The organism is Streptomyces pallidus (ex Mingjun et al. 2026), from assembly GCF_051550185.1.
GTDB lineage: Bacteria > Actinomycetota > Actinomycetes > Streptomycetales > Streptomycetaceae > Streptomyces.
Genome location: NZ_CP196181.1, coordinates 6,015,724 through 6,033,706, shown reverse-complemented (window position 1 = coordinate 6,033,706; position 17,983 = coordinate 6,015,724). Strand labels below are relative to the sequence as shown.

General features: G+C 73.7%; 16 protein-coding genes and 1 tRNA gene. 7 read left to right on the top strand and 10 right to left on the bottom strand.

What is annotated here, in order from left to right:
- The first annotated feature begins 12 nt into the window (after positions 1-12).
- Positions 13-1,005: a magnesium and cobalt transport protein CorA gene (locus ACSHWO_RS26725; protein ID WP_438315658.1), complete on the top strand. Its 993-nt coding sequence runs from the start codon at positions 13-15 to the stop codon at positions 1,003-1,005.
- Between the two features lie 19 nt (positions 1,006-1,024).
- Here the strand turns inward: ACSHWO_RS26725 and ACSHWO_RS26720 are convergent, their stop codons facing one another.
- Positions 1,025-1,819 (bottom strand): ferritin-like domain-containing protein, encoded by a 795-nt coding sequence (locus ACSHWO_RS26720; RefSeq protein ID WP_385836830.1) that lies wholly within the window; start codon positions 1,817-1,819, stop codon positions 1,025-1,027.
- Between the two features lie 228 nt (positions 1,820-2,047).
- Positions 2,048-3,097 carry an LLM class F420-dependent oxidoreductase gene (locus ACSHWO_RS26715; protein ID WP_361095946.1) on the bottom strand — a complete coding sequence of 350 codons (1,050 nt, stop codon included), beginning with the start codon at positions 3,095-3,097 and terminating at the stop codon, positions 2,048-2,050.
- A 102-nt stretch (positions 3,098-3,199) separates the two neighbouring features.
- On the opposite strand from ACSHWO_RS26715, the gene ACSHWO_RS26710 reads away from it, so the two are divergent.
- On the top strand, positions 3,200-4,195 hold the full coding sequence (locus ACSHWO_RS26710; RefSeq protein ID WP_438315654.1) for an aldo/keto reductase: 996 nt from the start codon (positions 3,200-3,202) through the stop codon (positions 4,193-4,195).
- A complete protein-coding gene (locus ACSHWO_RS26705; RefSeq protein ID WP_438315651.1) occupies positions 4,192-6,771 on the top strand; it encodes a helix-hairpin-helix domain-containing protein in 2,580 nt (859 codons plus the stop codon). The genes ACSHWO_RS26710 and ACSHWO_RS26705 overlap by 4 nt, the downstream gene beginning before the upstream one ends.
- Positions 6,772-6,847: 76 nt before the next feature.
- Here ACSHWO_RS26705 and ACSHWO_RS26700 read toward each other — a convergent pair whose 3' ends face one another.
- The gene (locus ACSHWO_RS26700) at positions 6,848-7,507 is read right to left on the bottom strand and encodes a hypothetical protein (RefSeq protein ID WP_438315648.1); all 660 of its coding nucleotides are present in this window, start codon (positions 7,505-7,507) and stop codon (positions 6,848-6,850) included.
- Positions 7,508-7,554: 47 nt separating this feature from the next.
- On the opposite strand from ACSHWO_RS26700, the gene ACSHWO_RS26695 reads away from it, so the two are divergent.
- Positions 7,555-7,743 carry a DUF5703 family protein gene (locus ACSHWO_RS26695; RefSeq protein ID WP_360622827.1) on the top strand — a complete coding sequence of 63 codons (189 nt, stop codon included), beginning with the start codon at positions 7,555-7,557 and terminating at the stop codon, positions 7,741-7,743.
- Between the two features lie 40 nt (positions 7,744-7,783).
- Here ACSHWO_RS26695 and ACSHWO_RS26690 read toward each other — a convergent pair whose 3' ends face one another.
- From ACSHWO_RS26690 to ACSHWO_RS26680, 3 genes are all read right to left on the bottom strand, one after another.
- On the bottom strand, positions 7,784-8,608 hold the full coding sequence (locus ACSHWO_RS26690; protein ID WP_438319282.1) for a chaplin: 825 nt from the start codon (positions 8,606-8,608) through the stop codon (positions 7,784-7,786).
- A gap of 141 nt (positions 8,609-8,749) precedes the next feature.
- Positions 8,750-8,983, bottom strand: a complete 234-nt coding sequence (chpH, locus tag ACSHWO_RS26685; protein WP_361095931.1) for a chaplin ChpH — start codon at positions 8,981-8,983, stop codon at positions 8,750-8,752.
- Positions 8,984-9,112: 129 nt separating this feature from the next.
- Positions 9,113-10,438, bottom strand: coding sequence for a M20/M25/M40 family metallo-hydrolase (locus tag ACSHWO_RS26680; protein ID WP_361095928.1), 1,326 nt, complete (start codon positions 10,436-10,438; stop codon positions 9,113-9,115).
- Between the two features lie 164 nt (positions 10,439-10,602).
- On the opposite strand from ACSHWO_RS26680, the gene ACSHWO_RS26675 reads away from it, so the two are divergent.
- Positions 10,603-10,690: transfer RNA gene (locus tag ACSHWO_RS26675), tRNA-Leu, on the top strand.
- Between the two features lie 177 nt (positions 10,691-10,867).
- Positions 10,868-11,227, top strand: a complete 360-nt coding sequence (locus tag ACSHWO_RS26670; protein ID WP_385836877.1) for a zinc ribbon domain-containing protein YjdM — start codon at positions 10,868-10,870, stop codon at positions 11,225-11,227.
- 106 nt (positions 11,228-11,333) lie between these two features.
- Here the strand turns inward: ACSHWO_RS26670 and ACSHWO_RS26665 are convergent, their stop codons facing one another.
- From ACSHWO_RS26665 to ACSHWO_RS26655, 3 genes are all read right to left on the bottom strand, one after another.
- Positions 11,334-12,770: an amino acid permease gene (locus ACSHWO_RS26665; RefSeq protein ID WP_438315643.1), complete on the bottom strand. Its 1,437-nt coding sequence runs from the start codon at positions 12,768-12,770 to the stop codon at positions 11,334-11,336.
- A gap of 296 nt (positions 12,771-13,066) precedes the next feature.
- On the bottom strand, positions 13,067-14,620 hold the full coding sequence (locus ACSHWO_RS26660; protein WP_438315640.1) for an APC family permease: 1,554 nt from the start codon (positions 14,618-14,620) through the stop codon (positions 13,067-13,069).
- A gap of 65 nt (positions 14,621-14,685) precedes the next feature.
- Positions 14,686-15,630 (bottom strand): hypothetical protein, encoded by a 945-nt coding sequence (locus tag ACSHWO_RS26655; RefSeq protein ID WP_385836899.1) that lies wholly within the window; start codon positions 15,628-15,630, stop codon positions 14,686-14,688.
- A gap of 241 nt (positions 15,631-15,871) precedes the next feature.
- Between ACSHWO_RS26655 and ACSHWO_RS26650 the strand changes: the two genes are divergently transcribed.
- Positions 15,872-16,297 (top strand): ASCH domain-containing protein, encoded by a 426-nt coding sequence (locus tag ACSHWO_RS26650; RefSeq protein WP_438315636.1) that lies wholly within the window; start codon positions 15,872-15,874, stop codon positions 16,295-16,297.
- A 19-nt stretch (positions 16,298-16,316) separates the two neighbouring features.
- Here the strand turns inward: ACSHWO_RS26650 and ACSHWO_RS26645 are convergent, their stop codons facing one another.
- Entirely contained in the window at positions 16,317-17,972 is a 1,656-nt protein-coding gene (locus tag ACSHWO_RS26645) for an FAD-binding dehydrogenase (RefSeq protein WP_438315633.1), read from the bottom strand.
- Positions 17,973-17,983 lie beyond the last annotated feature (11 nt).

Here is a 17,983-nt window from a genome sequence, read left to right as displayed (position 1 = left end):
GGGCGGGGCACAATGCCGGGCGTGATTGTCGACTGCGCGATGTACCGGAACGGCCGCCGCTCCGCCGCACCCGAGGACTTCTCGGACGCCCTGGACATGGCCCGGGCGGCGGGTGACGCGTTCGTCTGGGTCGGCGTGCACGAACCGACGGAGGAGGAATTCGAGCACGTCAGCCGCGAGTTCGGGCTGCACCGGCTGGCCGTGGAGGACGCGCTGACCGCGCACCAGCGGCCGAAGCTGGAGGTGTACGACGATTCGCTGTTCGTCGTCCTCAAGCCGGTGCTGTACGACGACGAAGCGGACACGGTGACCACCGGCGAGCTGATGGTCTTCATCGGCGACTCGTTCGTGGTCACCGTCCGGCACGGCGAGGGGGCGGCGCTGGCCGACGTACGGCGCCGGCTGGAGCAGGAGCCCGAGGTGCTGCGGCACGGGCCGACGGCGGTGCTGTACGCGGTCGCGGACGCGGTGGTGGACCACTACATGGAGGTGGCCGACGAGCTCCAGGTGGACCTGGAGGAGCTGGAGACCGACGTCTTCGCGCCGACCGGCCAGGACACCCGGCACACCGCCGCCCGGATCTACGGCTTCAAGCGGCAGGTGCTGGAGTTCCGGCGGGCCGCGGGCCCGTTGGCGCTGCCGATGGAACGGCTCGCGTTCGGGGGCGTGCCGTTCGTGCACGGGCCCGCGCAGCCCTTCTTCCGCGATGTCGCCGACCACCTGGCGAAGGCGAACGAGCACGTGGAGGGCCTGGACCGGCTGCTGTCGGACGCGCTGTCCGCGCACCTGGCCCAGGTGGGCGTCCGGCAGAACGACGACATGCGCAAGATCTCCGCGTGGGCGGCGATGGCGGCCGTGCCGACCATGGTGGCGGGGATCTACGGGATGAACTTCGACCGGATGCCGGAGCTGCGGAACCCGTGGGGCTATCCCGCGGTGCTGGCGGTGATGGCGGCGGCCTGCCTGGGGCTGCACCGGCTGTTCAAGACCCGCGGCTGGCTGTAGCGGCGGGGCGGGCCGCGCCCTACGCGTACTCGGGGGCGGTGACGGGCGGGGGCGTGCTGCCGAGGGCGTCGCGCCGCTCGGGCGGGCGCAGGCTGATCATGCGGTGCCAGCCTGCGAACCGCTCGTACGCGTACATCCCGTGGATCCCGGCGGCGAGCGCGGCCGACTTGGGGGCGGGCCAGCGCAGCAGCCGGCCCATGTGCGCCATGACGGCGAGGCTCACGTCCCGGTAGACGGCGATCTCGGCGAGGGCGCTCTCGCGCAGCACCCGCTGGATGGTCCTGCCGTGTCCCTGGCGGGCGAGGCGGAGGAGTTCCTCGTGGCAGTAGGACAGGTGGTTGTCCTCGTCGTGGCTGATCATGCGGATGGCCTTGCCGACCGTCGGGTGGTCCCCGAAGTGCCGGACGAGCATGTCCATCTGGTCGGCGGCGCGCTGTTCGGTGACCCGGCTGTGCGCGAGGTAGACGACGATGTCCTCCTCCGTCAGCCGCTGCTCGGCCCGCAGCCTGGTGTGGGCGAGGCCGATGCCGCGCCGCTCCAGCAGCATCGTGTAGTCGGTCTCGGGCGGTACCGGGACGGCGGGCAGGCCGCGCCGGCGCAGCAGCGCCTGGAAGATGCGGCCGTGCTTGTCCTCGTCGGCGCCGTGCCGGGTGATCTTGGGGGCGAGGTCGCGCATGCTGGCGGGCACCAGGGCCGCGATCCGGGCGTTCTCCCAACCGCCCTGGGTCTCCCCGCTGGCGGCGATGGAGCAGAACAGCTGGAAGGAGTCGTCGTTGTCGACGATCTCCTGGAAGATGCTGCGGGCAGAGAGCATGCATCGAGTCAACGGCCGATCCCGCGGGCGGGCAACCGATGGGTCGCACTACTCGGCCGAATGAACGACGCACGGGGGTGAACCGGGGGCGTAACCCGGCGGACGCCGCGCGCGTTGTTGACTGTGTCGGCCGTGGCGGGGAAGACCCCCCGAGCCCCCACCACGGCCGCAGGCGTCACGCCCGGGCCCGGGCCGCCCCCCGGCGGTCGGGCCCGGGCGCCTCCGGGATCAGGCGAGGCCGGCCCGCTCCAGGGCCTCCGTGCCGGCACGCAGGGCCGTGATCCGCTCGTCCAGGGTGAACCCGGCCGGGGCGAGCGTCAGGGTGGTGACCCCGGCCTCGGCGTAGGCCCGCATGCCGTCCGCGATGCGCTCCACGGAGCCGAGCAGGGTGGTGGAGTCGATCAGGGAGTGGGGGACGGCCGCGGCGGCGCCCGTCTTGTCGCCCGCCAGGTACTTGTCCTGGATCTCGGCGGCCTCCTTCTCGTAGCCCATGCGCTGGGCGAGCTGGTTGTAGAAGTTCTGCTTGCGGCTGCCCATGCCACCCACGTACAGGGCGGTGTACGGGCGGAACATGTCCGCGAGGGCGGTCACGTCCTCGCCGACGGCCAGCGGCACGGTCGGGCAGACGTCGAAGCCGTCCATGGTCAGCCCGGCCTTCTCGCGCCCGGCCCGGATGTGGGTGAGGGCGGTGGCCTCCAGGTGCTCGGCCGCCGGGAAGATCAGCAGGGCGCCGTCGGCGATCTCGCCGGTCTGCTCCAGGTTCTTCGGGCCGATGGCGGCGATGTAGAGCGGGATGCGCTCGCGCTCCGGGTGCACGGTCAGCTTGATGGGCTTGCCGGGGCCGCCCGGCAGCGGCAGGGTCCAGTGCTCGCCCTCGTAGGAGAGGCGCTCGCGGGTCATCGCCCGGCGGACGATCTCCACGTACTCGCGGGTCCGGGCGAGGGGCTTGTCGAACTTCACGCCGTACCAGCCCTCGGAGACCTGGGGGCCGGAGACGCCGAGGCCGAGCCGGAACCGGCCCTTGGTGAGCGAGTCCAGGGTGGCGGCCGTCATGGCGGTCATCGCGGGCTGGCGGGCCGGGATCTGCATGATCGCGGAGCCGACGTCGATGCGCTCGGTCTGGGCGGCGACCCAGGAGAGCACGGTCGGCGCGTCGGAGCCGTAGGCCTCGGCGGCCCAGCACACGTCGTAGCCGAGGCGGTCCGCCTCCTGGGCCACGGCGAGGTTGTCCGCGTCCATGCCGGCGCCCCAGTAGCCGAGATTGATGCCGAGCCGCATGTGTCGTCCCCTTACCGGTTTACCGATCAGTAACGTCGTTGTGAGCAGGGACTGTAGCGCGCCCGGGTCCGCCACGTCAGCGTCCCAGTAGTCTCAGCGGTCATGGAGCAGAGGCATCTCGGCCGCACCGGCCTGCGCGTGTCCCGGATCGGCCTCGGCACCCTGACCTGGGGCCGGTCGGCGGACGGGCCGGACGAGGCGGGCGCCGCCGAGCAGTTGAAAGCCTTCTGGGACGCGGGCGGCACCCTCGTCGACACGGCCGACGTGTACGGCGGCGGCGAGGCGGAGTACCTGCTCGGGCAGCTCGTCGGCGGGCTGGTGCCGCGCCGGGAGCTGGTCATCGCCACCAAGGCGGGCGGTGTCGCGGACCCGGACCGGCGCTTCGACGGCTCGCGCGGGCACCTGCTGGCCGCCCTGGACGACTCGCTGGCCCGGCTGGGCACCGACTACGTGGACCTGTGGCAGCTCCACGCCTTCGACCCGGCGACCCCGCTGGAGGAGACCCTGCAGGCGCTGGACCTGGCCGTGAGCAGCGGGCGGGCCCGCTACGCGGGGGTGTCGGAGTTCAGCGGCTGGCAGCTGGCGAAGGCGGCCACCTGGCAGCTGGCCGCGTCGGGCGCGGGCCGGACCCGGCTGGCCAGCACCCAGATGGAGTACTCGCTGCTGCAGCGCGGTGTGGAACGGGAGGTGCTGCCGGCGGCGCTGGACCTGGGGGTCGGCCTGCTGCCGTCGTCACCGCTGGGCCGCGGGGTGCTGACGGGCAAGTACCGGGACGGGGTCCCTGCGGACTCCCGGGGCGCGTCGCCCACCATGGGCGCCTTCGTGGAGCCGTACCTGGACGAGGCGGCCGGGCGGATCGTGGACGCGGTCAGGACGGCCGCCCAGGGGCTGGCGGTGACACCGCTCCAGGTGGCGCTGGCGTGGGTGCGGGACCGGCCGGGGGTGGCCGCACCGGTCGTCGGCGCGCGGACGGCCGCACAGCTGGCGGAGGCGCTGTCGGTGGAGGCGCTTAGTCTTCCGGAGGAGATCCGCCGGGCACTGGACGACGTGTCGGCCCCGGTGCACCGCTACCCCGACCAGGACTGGAGCACGCTGTGAGTACGGACCGCCACGCCGCCGAGCCGGCCTCCCCCGGCCCGCAGGGCGAGGCCCCGAAGGCCACCGGACCCGCCGCCGCGGCGGCCGGCGCCCCGGGCCCGGCCCCCGGCGAGCCGCCGACGGCGGCCACAGCGCCCCCCTCCCCCGAAGCCCCGGGCGTCGCCGCGGCCGACGCGGGCGCCGAAGCCGGGGACGACGCCCCCGTGCCCGAGGCCGCCACCGCGGAGGCCGCGGAGCCCGCCGCCGCCCCGGCCGACACCGACACCGGTGCCGGCACCGCAGACCCGGAGGACGGCCCCGCCGCACCGGCCGGCGCCGGCGACGACACGGCAGAGCCGGACAGCAGCTCCGGACCCGCGGAGGCTGCCGCCACCGCCGGCACCGGGGACGGCTCCGCCGAAGCCGGGGACGAGCCCGCGGAGGCCGAGAGCCGCTCCGACGGCACGGAGGCCGACGCGGCCGGCGGCGCCGGGGGGCCGGCTGCGGAGCCCACGCTTTCCGAAAGGGGCGGGGAGGGGGAGGGCCCCGCAGGGCCCGAGCCCACCCCCACCGCCGAAGGCGACGCCGCGGCCCCGCAGCTGAGCGAGGCCCAGGCCGAACTCGCCGCCCAGCGCGTGGAGCGCGACCGCATCGCCCGCCGCAAGGCGCAGCGCCAGGCCCCGGTCGAGGCAGGCGCCAAGCTGAGCGGCACGGCCGCCGACCTGCTGGCCGCCGTACGGGCCGTGGAGAGCGGGGAGAAGCCCTCCCCCCGCTACTTCGACGAGGCCCCGACCGCCCCGCGCAGGCCCGCCCCGGCCCCGGCCCCCTCGCCGGCGACCCCGCCCCGCCCCCGCCCGGCGGCCGCGGCGGCCCCCGCCGCCCCTCCCGCGGCGAGCGTCGAGGCCGTACGGGCCGTCCTGGCCCGCGGCGGCGCCCCCGAGCAGCTCGCCGCCCCGGCCGCCTCCGCCCTCGGCGAGACGGCCGCCGAAGAGCTCGTGGAGAACCCCTGGCGGCTGCTGGCCCTGGCGGGGATCCGCCCGACCCAGGCGGACTCCTTCGCCCGGGCCCTGCTGGGCCCCGCCGCGGGCCCGGGCGACGAGCGGCGCGCCGCCGCCCTCGTCGGCTGGCTGCTGGAGCAGGCCGCCGTCAAGGGGCACACCGCCCTGGAGGCGCCCACCCTGGAGTCGGCGCTGGCCCAGTACGGCGTTCCGCAGCCGGCCGAGGCCCTGGAGCAGGCCGTCGCCGAGGGCCTGGTCCTGGTGTTCCACGAGCCGCTGGGCGCGCCCGTCGCGGACGGCGAGGAGGGCGCGGAGGGCGAGGAGCAGCCCGTACGGGTGCTGATGGGCCTGGAGGCGTACGCGCTGGCCGAGGAGAGCCTGGCCGACGGCCTGGCCCGGCTGGCCGGCACCTTCACCGGCGTCGGGGACGCCGCCGCCTGGCAGGAGGCCGCCACCGGCACGGGCGCCGACCTGATCCGCGCGGTCGCCGCGCACGGCCTGGTCGTCCACACCGGCGGCGAGGCGGCCCGCGCCGAGCCGCTGGCCCTGCTGGAGGCCGCCGGGAAGCTGGGCCTGCGCACCTGCCTGGCCGCGCACGCGCCGGCGCACGCGTCCGCGCCGGCGACCGCGCAGGGTGCCGTCACCGTGGCCGGGCTGCTGGCCGGGACCGAGGGGCCGGAGCGGGACGCGGACGGGCAGTTCGCGCTGGACCTGCTCGTGGTGCTGGACGCGCCGCAGCTGGACGTGGAGAGCGCCGCCGAGCTGGTGGAGTCGGTGCCGGACGGGGCCCGGCTGGTGCTGTCCGGGGACCCGGCGGTGCTCGGGTCGGCGGGCCCGGGGCGGGTGTTCGCCGACGTGCTGGCGGCCCGCGCCTGCCCGCAGGTGGTCTCCCGCATCCCGGATCCGGGCCCGCTCGGCGAACTGGTCTCGGGCATCGGGATCGGTGAGCTCAACCAGGTCGAGGCCCCCGGCAAGGAGGTCGTCATCGTCCCCGTGCGCGACGCCGGGGAGGCGGTGCACCGCACCGTGCAGCTGGTGGCGGAGTCCGTGCCGCGGGCCTTCGGGATCGCCGCGGACGGCATCCAGGTGATCACCCCGGGCCATGGCGGCCCGGCGGGCACCCGGGCGCTGAACGCGGCGCTGAAGGAGCGGCTGAACCCGGGCCCGGCCCGGTTCGACGGCTTCGACCCCGGCGACCGGATCGTCCACGTGCCCTCGCCGGGCCGGGCCGTTCCGGGCCGGGTGGTCTCGGCGGACGCGCAGGGCCTGCACCTGGAGACCGCGGGCGGGCGGATCGTCGTACCGAAGGAGCAGGTGGCGGCGCTGGTGCGGCACGGCTGGGCGGTGACGGCGCACCAGGCCGTCGGCATGCGCTGGCCGGCCGTGGTCGCCGTGCTGCCGGGTGATGCGGCGCCGGCGCTGTCGCGGGACTGGGTGTACACGGCGTTCGGCCGGGCCGAGCGGCACCTGTCGGTGGTGCACGGTGTCGACCAGGCGCTGCCGCGCGCCGTCGCGGAGGTGCTGCCGAAGCCGCGCACGACCCGGCTGGCCGGGCTGCTGCGGACGTTGGCGGCGGCCGCCGGGGAGCAGCCGGAGTAGCGGCTGTCCGAGCGGACGAGCGCGGCCCCCGCCCTGCCCGGGCGGGGGCCGCGTCGCGTTCCGGCCTCGGGACGGATCAGGCGGGGGCGAAGCCGGGCTCCGCCGCCTCGTCGTCCTCGTCCGCCTCCTCGTCCGCGTCCTCGTCGTCGAAGACGGAACTGACGTCGAAGCGGTGCAGCACGTCCTGCGGATCGGTGTTCTGGAAGGGCGAGCCCAGCCATTCCCCCGGCTCCGCGGCCTCGCGCGAGGCGGCGACCCAGAGCGTCGAGTCACCCTCCTCCAGGCCGAAGTCCTTGGCCCGCGACGCGATTTCGTCGGGCTCGTACTCCCCGAAGAGGACGCCGAGCGCTCCGGCGGTGCCGCCGTCATGGACGAGTTCCGCCTCCCTGTCGTGCGCCGCGACCCGGTCGGCCTGGGCGATCAGCCGCGCGGGCTTGGCGACGGTGTAGTCGCGGCGGATGAGCACGCTGAACGCGGCGGGCTCCGCCGGGCCGCGGTACGGGGCTCCGTCCTCGGGCGTGGGGATCTCGAACGGCGTGACCTCGTCGTACCGGTCGTAGAGCAGTTCGTCGTACTCCTCGGCGGCGGCGGCGAGTTCGTTGAATGCGGCGTAGACGGCCGGGTCCTCGTCCCCGATCCTGCTCTCGACCGCGGCGAGGTGACGGTCGATGGCGGCCTTGACCGCCTCGGCGGCGGCGCGTACCTCGGCAACAGTGGGCAGAGCGGCATCAGACATAGTGCAGACGCTATCCGTAGCGGGGCCGTGCCCGCACAATAGATGCGATGCCGGAATACGAATTTGTCGACGTGTACGTGCCCCGCGGGGTTCCCCGCAGCGAGGCGACCCGACTGCTGACCGACCATGCCGAGTACGGGCACTGGGAGCTCGACCGGCTGACCCTCCACCGGGACGGCAGCCGGCGCGTGCGGCTGCGACGGCGGATCATCCGTCAGGTCCGCGCCACCTGGTGACGCGGGCCCCGGGGTGCGGGGCCCGCGTCGTGAGGGCCCGTCAGGCCGTGGTGCGGGCGCGCCGGTAGAGCAGGGCGCCGGCCAGGAGCGTCCCGGCGGCGAGCGGAAGCCCCACGCCGAGGACGTCACCGGCACCGGTCGCCGCGAGCCCGGCCTGCCGGGCGGCCGCGACCCCGACCCCGGTCCCCGGGGTACCGGGCGTACCGGGCGTACCGGGCTGCGCCGGAGTACCCGGCTGCCCGGGCGTACCCGGAGTGCCGGGCTGCGCCGGGGTACCGGGCTGACCGGGCTGACCCGGAGTACCGGGCTGACCCGGAGTGCCAGGCTGACCCGGAGTACCGGGCTGACCCGGGGTGCCAGGCTGACCCGGAGTACCGGGCTGACCCGGGGTGCCAGGCTGACCCGGAGTACCGGGCTGACCCGGGGTGCCAGGCTGACCCGGAGTACCGGGCTGACCCGGCTGCCCGGGGGTGCCGGGCGTACCCGGCGGGGTGCCCGGGTGCTCGCCCTCGTCGCACGGCCCGTCCGGCCCGCCGGGCTGCCCCGGGTGTCCGGGGTGACCGGGCTGGCCGGGATACCCGGGGTGACCGGGGTTCCCCGAGTGGCCGCCGGGCTGGCCCGGCTTGCTCGGCTTGCTCGGCTTGCCCGGCTTCGCCGCTTCGTTGGAACAGCGGTTACCGAAGGCCGGGTTGAGGCCCCCGACGACCGTGACCGTGTTCCCGCAGGCGTTCACCGGGACGTCCACGGGCGCCTGGACGTTGTTCCCGGACAGGACGCCCGGGGAGTTCGCCGCACGGCCGGCCGCGCCGGAGTCCGCGTGCGCGTATCCCCCGCCCAGCGCGAGCACGCCCCCTGCCGCCGCCATGGTGATCAGGGTCTTCCTGGTGACCGCTGCTTGTCGTCGCATCTGTGTGTTCCCCCAGCTGAAAAACGAACGGCCGGGCCCTGAAGCCCGGCGGCCCCGGAACGCTGGAATGCGTTCCGGGGCCCAAAGACTTCAGGTACGTCAGGCGTTGACGCAGGTGTTGCCGAAGGCCGGGTTCAGCAGGCCGACACCGTCGATGGTGTTGCCGCAGATGTTCACCGGGATGTGGACCGGGACCTGGACGACGTTGCCGGACAGGACACCGGGGGAGCCGATGGCCGCACCCTGGGCGCCCGCGTCGGCCACGGCCAGACCCGCACCCGCGAGAACCAGACCACCGGTGGCGGCAGCAGCGGCCACAACCTTCTTGAGCATTGTTCCTCCTAGTAGGCAATGCGGTCCCAGCCGCGGACCGCACCACCTGTAACGAGGAGGGATCACCGGGGCTACGAGCGTATGAGCGCATTCACTCTTCTCAGTGGAATGCGCACACCTTCGCGATTCTCAGCAGTTGTCGATGAACCGGTCGAGCACCCGTACGCCGAACTTCAGCCCGTCCACCGGCACCCGCTCGTCCACTCCGTGGAACATGCCCGCGAAGTCCAGCTCCGGCGGCAGCTGCAGCGGCGCGAAGCCGAAGCAGCGGATGCCGAGGTCGTCGAAGGACTTGGCGTCGGTGCCGCCGGAGAGCATGTACGGGACCGCGCGGGCGATCGGGTCCTCCGCCTTGAGGGCGCCCTGCATGGCGTCCACGAGCCGGCCGTCGAAGTCGGTCTCCAGGGCCTTGTCGCCGTGCACGTCCTCCCGCTTGACGCGCGGGCCGAGGATCCGGTCGAGGTCGGCGAAGAACTCGTCCTCGTAGCCGGGCAGGAAGCGGCCGTCCACGTGGGCGGTGGCCTGGCCGGGGATCACGTTCACCTTGTAGCCGGCGCCCAGCATGGTCGGCGCGGCCGAGTTCCGCAGCGTGGCCCCGACCATCTTGGCGATGCCGCCCAGCTTGGCGAGGGTGGCGTCCATGTCGTCGGGGTCGAGGGGGGTGCCCAGCGCGTCCGAGAGCTCGTCCAGGAAGGACCGCACGGTCTTGGTGACGCGCACCGGCCACTGGTGGCGGCCGAGCCGCCCCACGGCCTCGCACAGCTCCGTGATCGCGTTGTCGTTGTTGGTCATCGAGCCGTGGCCCGCCGTGCCCTCGACGGTGAGCCGCATCCAGTGCATGCCCTTCTGGGCGGTCTCCACGAGGTACAGCCGCAGGTTCTCGTTGACGGTGAAGGAGAAGCCGCCCACCTCGCCGATGGCCTCGGTGACCCCCTCGAAGAGCCCGGGGTGCTTGTCCACGAGGTACCGCGCCCCGTACAGGCCGCCCGCCTCCTCGTCGGCGAGGAAGGCCAGCACGATGTCCCTCGGCGGCTTGCGGCCGCTGCGCAGCCGGTCGCGGACGACGGCCAGCGTCATCGCGTCCATGTCCTTCATGTCGACGGCGCCGCGGCCCCACACGCACCCGTCGGCGATCTCGCCGGAGAACGGGTCGTACGTCCAGTCGGCGGCGTTCGCCGGGACCACGTCGGTGTGGCCGTGGATGAGCAGGGCGGGACGGGAGGGGTCCTCGCCCTCGATGCGGGCGACGGTCGAGGCCCTCCCCTTGTGGGACTCGAAGATCTGCGGCTCCAGCCCGACCTCGGCGAGCTTCTCGGCGACCCACTCGGCGGCCTGGCGCTCGCCGGGACCGGAGTGGTCCCCGTAGTTGCTGGTGTCGATCCGGATGAGGTCCCTGCAGAGGTCGACGACCTCGTCCTCGCCGGAGACGGTCCTGCCCGCGCTCGACTGGCTCACGCTGCTTCCTCCCACTGGTCGGTCCGACTGCCTCCCCATCCTCCCGCTTCGACCCGCTCCGCCCAAGGGCGATCCCCGGCCGCGAGGGGGGTGATCGAGCACCCCGGAATGTTTGGTAATGTTTTCCACGTCGGAACGGCCAAGGGCCGCGAGACAGACACCTAGTCCGGGTGGCGGAATGGCAGACGCGCTAGCTTGAGGTGCTAGTGCCCTTTATCGGGCGTGGGGGTTCAAGTCCCCCCTCGGACACCAGCGGAGACCCCAGTCGATCTGGGGTCTTTCTGTTTCTCCGGCTGCACGCGGCCAACCCGGTGGCCACGACCGAACGCCTCTGGTCGGACCAGTGCCGAGGAGCCGACGGCCATCGCGGCCCGCTCCCGACTCCTCCCCGAAGCGGCACCGCCGCTGGGGCGGGACTACGCTGGGGGTGTGATCGAGAATCTTCCCCCTTGCCCGAAATGCTCTTGCGTGTACACCTATGAGATGAACGCGCTCGTGGTCTGCCCCGAGTGCGGCCACGAGTGGGTCCCCGCCGAGGAGGGGGCCTCCGACGCGGACGCGGCCGGTGAGCGGGTCGTCCGGGACTCCGTCGGCAACGTCCTGCAGGACGGGGACACCGTCACCGTCGTCAAGGCGCTCAAGGTGAAGGGGAGCGCCTCCGGGATCAAGGCCGGCACCAAGGTGCGCAACATCCGCCTCGTGGACGGCGTCGACGGCCACGACATCGACTGCCGCATCGAGGGCTTCGGCGCCATGCAGCTGAAGTCCGGCGTGGTGAAGAAGGCCTGAGCCGGGTCCTCGGCGGGGCGTGGACCCCGCGGGACCCGCGGAGACCCGCGAGGACGACGAAGGACCCCCTGCCGGGCCGGCAGGGGGTCCTTCGTCGTTCGGGGCGTCAGCGGCGGGCGGCGATCTCCGCCACCCGGCGGCGGACCAGGTACCAGCCGCCGACGAACAGGGCGGCGATGACCGGGACGCACAGGACCGTGGTGCGGCCCACGCCGCCGTCACACCACATCAGGACCAGCACCGAGGCGAGGAAGACCAGGGTGATGATCTGGGTGTACGGGGCCCAGGGGAGCCGGTAGTGCGGGCGCTCGACCAGGCCCTGCTGCGAGCGGCGCCAGAAGAACAGCGAGCAGATCATGACCATCGCCCAGGTGCCGAGGATGCCGAGCGAGGCGAAGTTCAGGACGAGCTCGAAGGCGTCCTTCGGCATGAGGTAGTTCAGGCCGACGCCGGCGAGGCCGAAGGCGGCGGTGAACAGGACGCCGCCGTAGGGCACCTTGCCCTTGTTCATGCGGGCGGTGAACTTCGGGGCGGAACCGGACATGGCCATCGAGCGCAGGATGCGGCCGGTGGAGTACAGGCCGGAGTTCAGGCTGGAGAGGGCCGCGGTCAGCACGACGAGGTTCATGATGCCGGCGGTGCCGGGGATGCCGAGCTTGTCGAAGACGGTGACGAAGGGGCTCTGGTCCGAGGAGTACTCGGTGTACGGGAGCAGCATCGCGAGCAGCACGACGGAGCCGACGTAGAAGAGGCCGACGCGCCACATGATCGAGTTGATCGCCTTCGGCATGATCTTCTCGGGGTTCTCGGTCTCGCCGGCGGCGACGCCGCAGAGCTCGACGGAGGCGTAGGCGAAGACCACACCCTGGACCACGAGGAGCATCGGGAGGACGCCGGAGGGGAAGATGCCGCCGTTGTCGGTGATGGTGGACAGGCCCGGGGTGTGGCCGCCGATGTCGTGGCTGGTGGCGACCAGGTAGATGGCGACGACCAGGAAGATCGCCAGGGCGGCGACCTTGATGAGGGAGAACCAGAACTCCATCTCGCCGAAGTACTTCACCGAGATCAGGTTCGCGGTGAGGACCACGGCGAGGGCGATCAGGGCCAGGACCCACTGCGGGATGCTGGTGAACATCGACCAGAAGTGCGCGTAGGTGGCGGCGGCCGTGATGTCGGCCACAGTGGTCGTGGACCAGTTCAGGAAGTACAGCCAGCCGGCCGTGTAAGCGCCCTTCTCCCCCATGAACTCGCGCGCGTACGAGACGAACGCGCCGGAGGAGGGGCGGTAGAGGACGAGCTCGCCGAGGGCCCGTACGACGAAGAAGGCGAAGATGCCGCACACCGCGTACGCGATCGCGAGGGAGGGGCCCGCGCCGGCGAGCCGGCCGCCGGCGCCGAGGAAGAGGCCGGTGCCTATCGCCCCGCCGATGGCGATCATGTTGATGTGGCGGGACTTGAGGTCCTTGCTGTAACCCTCGTCACCTGCGTCGACGTGGGAGGCGGTGGCCGAGGCGGGGGCCTCGGTCAATGTGCGGTCACTCATGTGGGACTTCGCCTTCGTGGGTGGGACAGGCAGGTCCGGGCCGCCGTGCAGGGGAGCTGGGTGGTGTCACCTGTGCGGGGGTCCGGTGGTTTTTGTCGCCATAGGAGACCATGAGCCCCGGCCATGGCCAAAACCCGCCCCCTAGTACAGAGGCCCCCGACGACCTTGGAAACAGGTGTCGGGGGCCTCGTACGGGGTGAAAGCGAGGGCGGGGGGGGGTCTGTCGGACCGGTCCCGTCGCCTGCGACCGACCGGTCCTTCGCGCGGTCAGTCGTGCGGTCCGTCATGCGGGGCGGTCAGTCGCGCGGGGCGGCCTCCGCGGCCTGGTCGAGCCGGAAGGCCTCGTTCCCCAGACCGATCCGGGCGTGCACCTCGGGCTTCCGGCTGCGCAGCACGAGCCCGTACAGCAGGCCGCCCACGGCGGCGGCGCCGATGATGCCGGGCAGCACCCAGCTGAGCACCGAGCCCTCCCCGGCGCCGACCAGGACCCCGAAGTCCTTGACGGTGTACACGGCGATGCCGAGGAGGGCGAGGCCGGCGGCTCCGGCGGCCAGGAGCCGCCAGAGCTGGGCGGCGGCGGTGCCGCGGCGGACGAAGAAGGCGATGACGGCGACGGAGGCCGTGGCCATGAGAAGTGTCACGCCGAGGGCGCCGACGCTGCCCATCCAGGTGAACAGGTGCAGCACGGGCGCGGTGGGGTCGCCGTCCGGCTTGTCGTCGGTGACGGCGAACGCGAGGACGACGACGGCGGCGACGGCGGTCTGGAGCAGGGAGCCGGTGGCGGGGGCGCCGGTGCCCGGGTTGGTGCGCCCGAACGCGGCGGGGAGGAGGCCCTCGCGGCCCATGGCGAAGGCGTAGCGGGCGACGACGTTGTGGAAGCTGAGCATCGCCGCGAACATGCCGGTCACGAACAGGACGTGCAGGACGTCGGTGAAGCCGGCGCCGAGGCGTTCCTCGGTGAGCTGGAACAGCAGGCCGGGGCCTGCCTCCGCGGCGGTCCTCACGACCTCGGCGGGGCCGGTGGCGACGGTGAGGGCCCAGGCGCTGAGCGCGAAGAAGAGGGCGACGAAGCCGACGGCGAGGAACATCACGCGGGAGACGACGAGGTGCGGCTTGCTGGTCTCCTCGGCGTAGACCGGGGACTGCTCGAAGCCGACGAACGCGGCGATGCAGAAGCACAGGGCGGTGCCGAGGCCGGCGCCGCCGAGCGTGGCCGGGTTGAAGGCGTGCAGGGACAGGCCCTGCGGGCCGGGGTCGGCGAGGGCTGCGACGTCGAAGACGACGACGAGGGCGCACTCGATGAGGAGCAGGACGCCGAGGACCCGCGCGTTCAGGTCGATCTTGAGCCAGCCGAGCGCGCCGGTGACGGCGACGGCGGCCAGGGCGGGGATCCACCAGGCGACGTCGGTCTTGAGGTAGGTGGCGAACAGGCCGGACATCTCGAAGCCGAGGATGCCGTAGACGCCGACCTGCATGGCGCTGTACGCGACGAGGGCGACCAGTGAGGCGCCCGCGCCGGCGGTGGGGCCGAGGCCGCGGGCGATGTACGCGTAGAAGGCGCCGGCGTTGTGGACGTGGCGGCTCATCTCGGCGTAGCCGACGCCGAAGAGGGCGAGCACGATGCCGAGGATGACGAACAGCAGGGGCTGCCCGACGATGCCCATCACGCCGAAGGTGGTGGGCATCACCCCGGCGACCACCATCAGGGGGGCGCTGGCCGCCAGTACGGAGAGCAGCAGGCCGGCCGTGCCGAGGCGGTTGGCGCGCAGGGCCCGCTCCTGGCCCTTGTACGTGCGGATCTCGGCGGTGCCGGGCGGGGTGCCGAGCGTGGTGGGTCTGCCCGTCGCCATGGGGGGTGTCCTTTCGGGGGAAGGAGGTCGAGCGGTACGGGGGGTGGTGCGTCGGCGGCCCGCCGTCAGGTGCCGAGGGCGGCGTTGCGGGCGGCGAGGAACGCCTTGCGGGGGTCGAGGTCGGGGTAGGACCAGGGGGCGCGGGTGGCGTGGCTGCCGATGCGGTGGAAGAGGGCGGCGGCCTCGGCGGGGCGGCCCTCGCACAGCTTGGCGTGGGCGAGGAAGTTGAGGTCGACCCGGTTGCGGGGGTGGTCCTCGCGCTCCCACTCCAGCCACCAGTCGAAGGCGGCGCGCAGCACCTGTCGGGCGCGGCGGCTGGACCAGTGGGCGGCGGCGCCGTCGGGGGTGCGGCCGTGGGCGGCGGCGAGGACGCGGTAGCGCTCGGCGTGGGCGATGACCGGGAGGACGGCGAGCGGGGAGTCGGCCGGGGACTCCTCGGCGGCCCAGGCGGCGAAGTCGTACACCTCGTGGAGCGGGTCCTGGCCGGAGGAGGGGGCGTGCTCCGCGAGGCGGGCGACCATCAGGTGGTGGGCGTGGTGGTGCTCCCGGTGCCGGGCCCGGACCTGGTCGAAGTGGCGGCTGAACTCCTCCTGGGAGCCGAAGGCGCGGGACAGCATGAGCAGGCCGAGCCAGGGGGTGGGGTCGGCGGGCAGCAGGGCGGCGGCCCGGTGGCAGGCCTCCTCGGCGGCCTCCGGGGTGCCCTTGCGGCGCAGTGCGGTGAAGACGGCGGCGCAGGCGAGGAGGGTGGCGGCGTCGGCGCTGTCGGGTTCGGCGAGCAGCCACTCGTCGGCCCAGGCGCTCGCGGCCGGGGTCTCGGCGAGGACGACGATCCGGTGGCCGCGGCGGTCCCAGTCGTCCGCCGTGCCGGCCAGCAGGGCGCGGGCCCTGGCCCACCGGCCCTGGGTGAACTGGGTGCGGACGTCGACGAGCTCGGTGTCGCACAGGGCCGGGTCGAAGAGCTGGGCCTCCCGCTTGCGGGCGCGGCCGAGGGGCGGCGGAGGCGGGGACATCCGCGGTTTTCCCTCCAGGGACACGGGCGCGGGCGGACGGTTCGGCACGTACGACGGGAACGGGAACGACGGGGGCCGCGGGCGCGACACGGGATGATCACGCACAGCAAACCGGTAGGTACAGCTCCGAGTCAAGGTCCAGTCCACTGCGTGGCGCGTTTCAACTGGTGCTGACTGGCGCAGAGTTGAGGTTGCCGTTCGGCTTCGGGGTGGGTGTCGGGGCAGGTCGTAGGGTGGGCGCATGACGACCTACGAAGACCTTCCTCCTTATCCGCTGGGTTTCCCGGGGCCGCTGCGGGACGCGCTGGTGGCGGCCGCGCTGAGCGGCGCGAAGACCGCCACGACGGGCCTGCTGCCGGAGTACGAGGCCGAGGGCGAGCCGCTGCCCGAGCCGGGCGACCGGAGCGTGCTGGTGGACTCGGACGAGCGGGCGGTGGCGGTGGTGGAGGTCACGGAGGTGCGGGTGGTGCGGCTCGCCGACGTGGACCTCCAGCACGCGCTGGACGAGGGCGAGGGGTACGCGTCGGTGGCCGAATGGCGCGCCTCGCACGAGCGCTTCTGGCACAGCGACCCGATCCGGGAGGCGCTCGGCGATCCGGACTACACGGTCGACGACGACACCCTTGTGATCGCGGAGCGGTTCCGGATCGTCGAGCGGATCGGCTGAAACGGCACGGCCCCGCCGCTCAGCCCACGGCCGTCGCCGCGGCCCGGCCGGCCGCGCGGCCCGAGAAGATGCAGCCGCCGAGGAACGTGCCCTCCAGCGCCCGGTAGCCGTGCACCCCGCCGCCCCCGAAGCCGGCCGCCTCACCGGCGGCGTACAGGCCGGGCAGCGGGTCGCCGGACTCGGTGAGCACCCGGGAGGACAGGTCGGTCTCCAGCCCGCCGAGGGACTTGCGGGTCAGGACGGACAGCCGTACGGCGATCAGCGGGCCGGCCGCCGGGTCCAGGATCCGGTGCGGGGCGGCGGTGCGGATCAGCCTGTCGCCGAGGTACTTGCGGGCGCCCCGGATGGCGGTGACCTGGAGGTCCTTGGTGAAGGGGTTGGCGATCTCCCGGTCCCGCGCCTCGATCTCCCGGCGGACGGTCGCCTCGTCGAGCAGGTCCTCCCCGGTGACCGCGTTCATGCCGCGGACCAGGGCGGACAGGTCGCGTTCGACGACGAAGTCCGCGCCGCGGTCCATGAACGCCTGTACCGGCGCCGGCACCGCCTGCCGGGCGCGGTCGACGACGTCCCGCACGGACCTGCCGGTGAGGTCGGGGTTCTGCTCGGAGCCGGAGAGGCCGAACTCCTTGCCGATGATGCGCCGGTTGAGCACGAACCAGGTGTGGTCGTGGCCGGTCCGCATGATGTGGTCGAGGGTGCCCAGGGTGTCGAAGCCGGGGAAGAGCGGTACGGGCAGCCGGCTGCCGGTGGCGTCCAGCCAGAGCGAGGAGGGGCCGGGCAGGATGCGGATGCCGTGGCGGGCCCAGACCGGGTTCCAGTTCTCGATGCCCTCGGTGTAGTGCCACATCCGGTCGCCGTTGACGTGGTGGGCGCCGGCGTCCTCGGCGATGCCCAGCATCAGCCCGTCCACGTGCGCCGGAACCCCCGAGAGCATCCGCTGCGGCGGGGTGCCGAGCCGGGCGGGCCACTGCTTGCGCACGAGGTCGTGGTTGCCGCCGATGCCACCGCTGGCCACGATCAAGGCCTGGGCGCGCAGCGAGAAGGTGCCGACGACCTTGCGGCTGCTCGCGGTGCCGCGTTCGGCGGCGGACGGCTCCAGGAGCTCGCCGGTCACGGTGTCCAGGGCGCCCGCGGTCCGGGACAGCCCGGTGACGCGGTGGCGGAAGCCCAGCCGGACCAGGCCCCGGTCGGCCCCGGAGCGGACCCGCCGGGCGAAGGGTTCGACCAGGCCGGGGCCGGTGCCCCAGGTGATGTGGAAACGGGGTACGGAGTTGCCGTGCCCGAGGGCGCCGTAGCCGCCCCGTTCGGCCCAGCCGACCACGGGGAAGAAGCGGACGCCCTGCGCGTGCAGCCAGGGCCGCTTCTCGCCGGCGGCGAAGTCGACGTACGCCTCGGCCCAGCGGCGGGGCCAGGTGTCCTCCGGCCGGTCGAATCCGGCGGTGCCGAGCCAGTCCTGGAGGGCGAGGGCGCGGCTGTCCTTGATCCGCATCCGGCGCTGTTCGGGCGAGTTCACGAAGAACAGGCCGCCGAAGGACCAGTGCGCCTGGCCGCCGAGGGACTGCTCGGGCTCCTGGTCGAGCAGGATCACCGTGCGTCCCGCGTCGACGAGTTCGGCGGTGGCCACGAGGCCCGCGAGCCCGGCCCCGATCACGATCACGTCTGCGTCGTACGTCATGTGAAGTCGTC

Coding starts and splice junctions, on each gene's coding strand:
- ACSHWO_RS26655 (WP_385836899.1), bottom strand. CDS start 15,630: ATGTCCCCGCCTCCGCCGCCCCTCGGCCGCGCCCGCAAGCGGGAGGCC.
- ACSHWO_RS26650 (WP_438315636.1), top strand. CDS start 15,872: ATGACGACCTACGAAGACCTTCCTCCTTATCCGCTGGGTTTCCCGGGG.
- ACSHWO_RS26700 (WP_438315648.1), bottom strand. CDS start 7,507: ATGTCTGATGCCGCTCTGCCCACTGTTGCCGAGGTACGCGCCGCCGCC.
- ACSHWO_RS26645 (WP_438315633.1), bottom strand. CDS start 17,972: ATGACGTACGACGCAGACGTGATCGTGATCGGGGCCGGGCTCGCGGGC.
- ACSHWO_RS26720 (WP_385836830.1), bottom strand. CDS start 1,819: ATGCTCTCTGCCCGCAGCATCTTCCAGGAGATCGTCGACAACGACGAC.
- ACSHWO_RS26660 (WP_438315640.1), bottom strand. CDS start 14,620: ATGGCGACGGGCAGACCCACCACGCTCGGCACCCCGCCCGGCACCGCC.
- ACSHWO_RS26715 (WP_361095946.1), bottom strand. CDS start 3,097: ATGCGGCTCGGCATCAATCTCGGCTACTGGGGCGCCGGCATGGACGCG.
- ACSHWO_RS26695 (WP_360622827.1), top strand. CDS start 7,555: ATGCCGGAATACGAATTTGTCGACGTGTACGTGCCCCGCGGGGTTCCC.
- ACSHWO_RS26725 (WP_438315658.1), top strand. CDS start 13: ATGCCGGGCGTGATTGTCGACTGCGCGATGTACCGGAACGGCCGCCGC.
- ACSHWO_RS26710 (WP_438315654.1), top strand. CDS start 3,200: ATGGAGCAGAGGCATCTCGGCCGCACCGGCCTGCGCGTGTCCCGGATC.
- ACSHWO_RS26665 (WP_438315643.1), bottom strand. CDS start 12,770: ATGAGTGACCGCACATTGACCGAGGCCCCCGCCTCGGCCACCGCCTCC.
- ACSHWO_RS26690 (WP_438319282.1), bottom strand. CDS start 8,608: ATGGCGGCGGCAGGGGGCGTGCTCGCGCTGGGCGGGGGATACGCGCAC.
- chpH (WP_361095931.1), bottom strand. CDS start 8,983: ATGCTCAAGAAGGTTGTGGCCGCTGCTGCCGCCACCGGTGGTCTGGTT.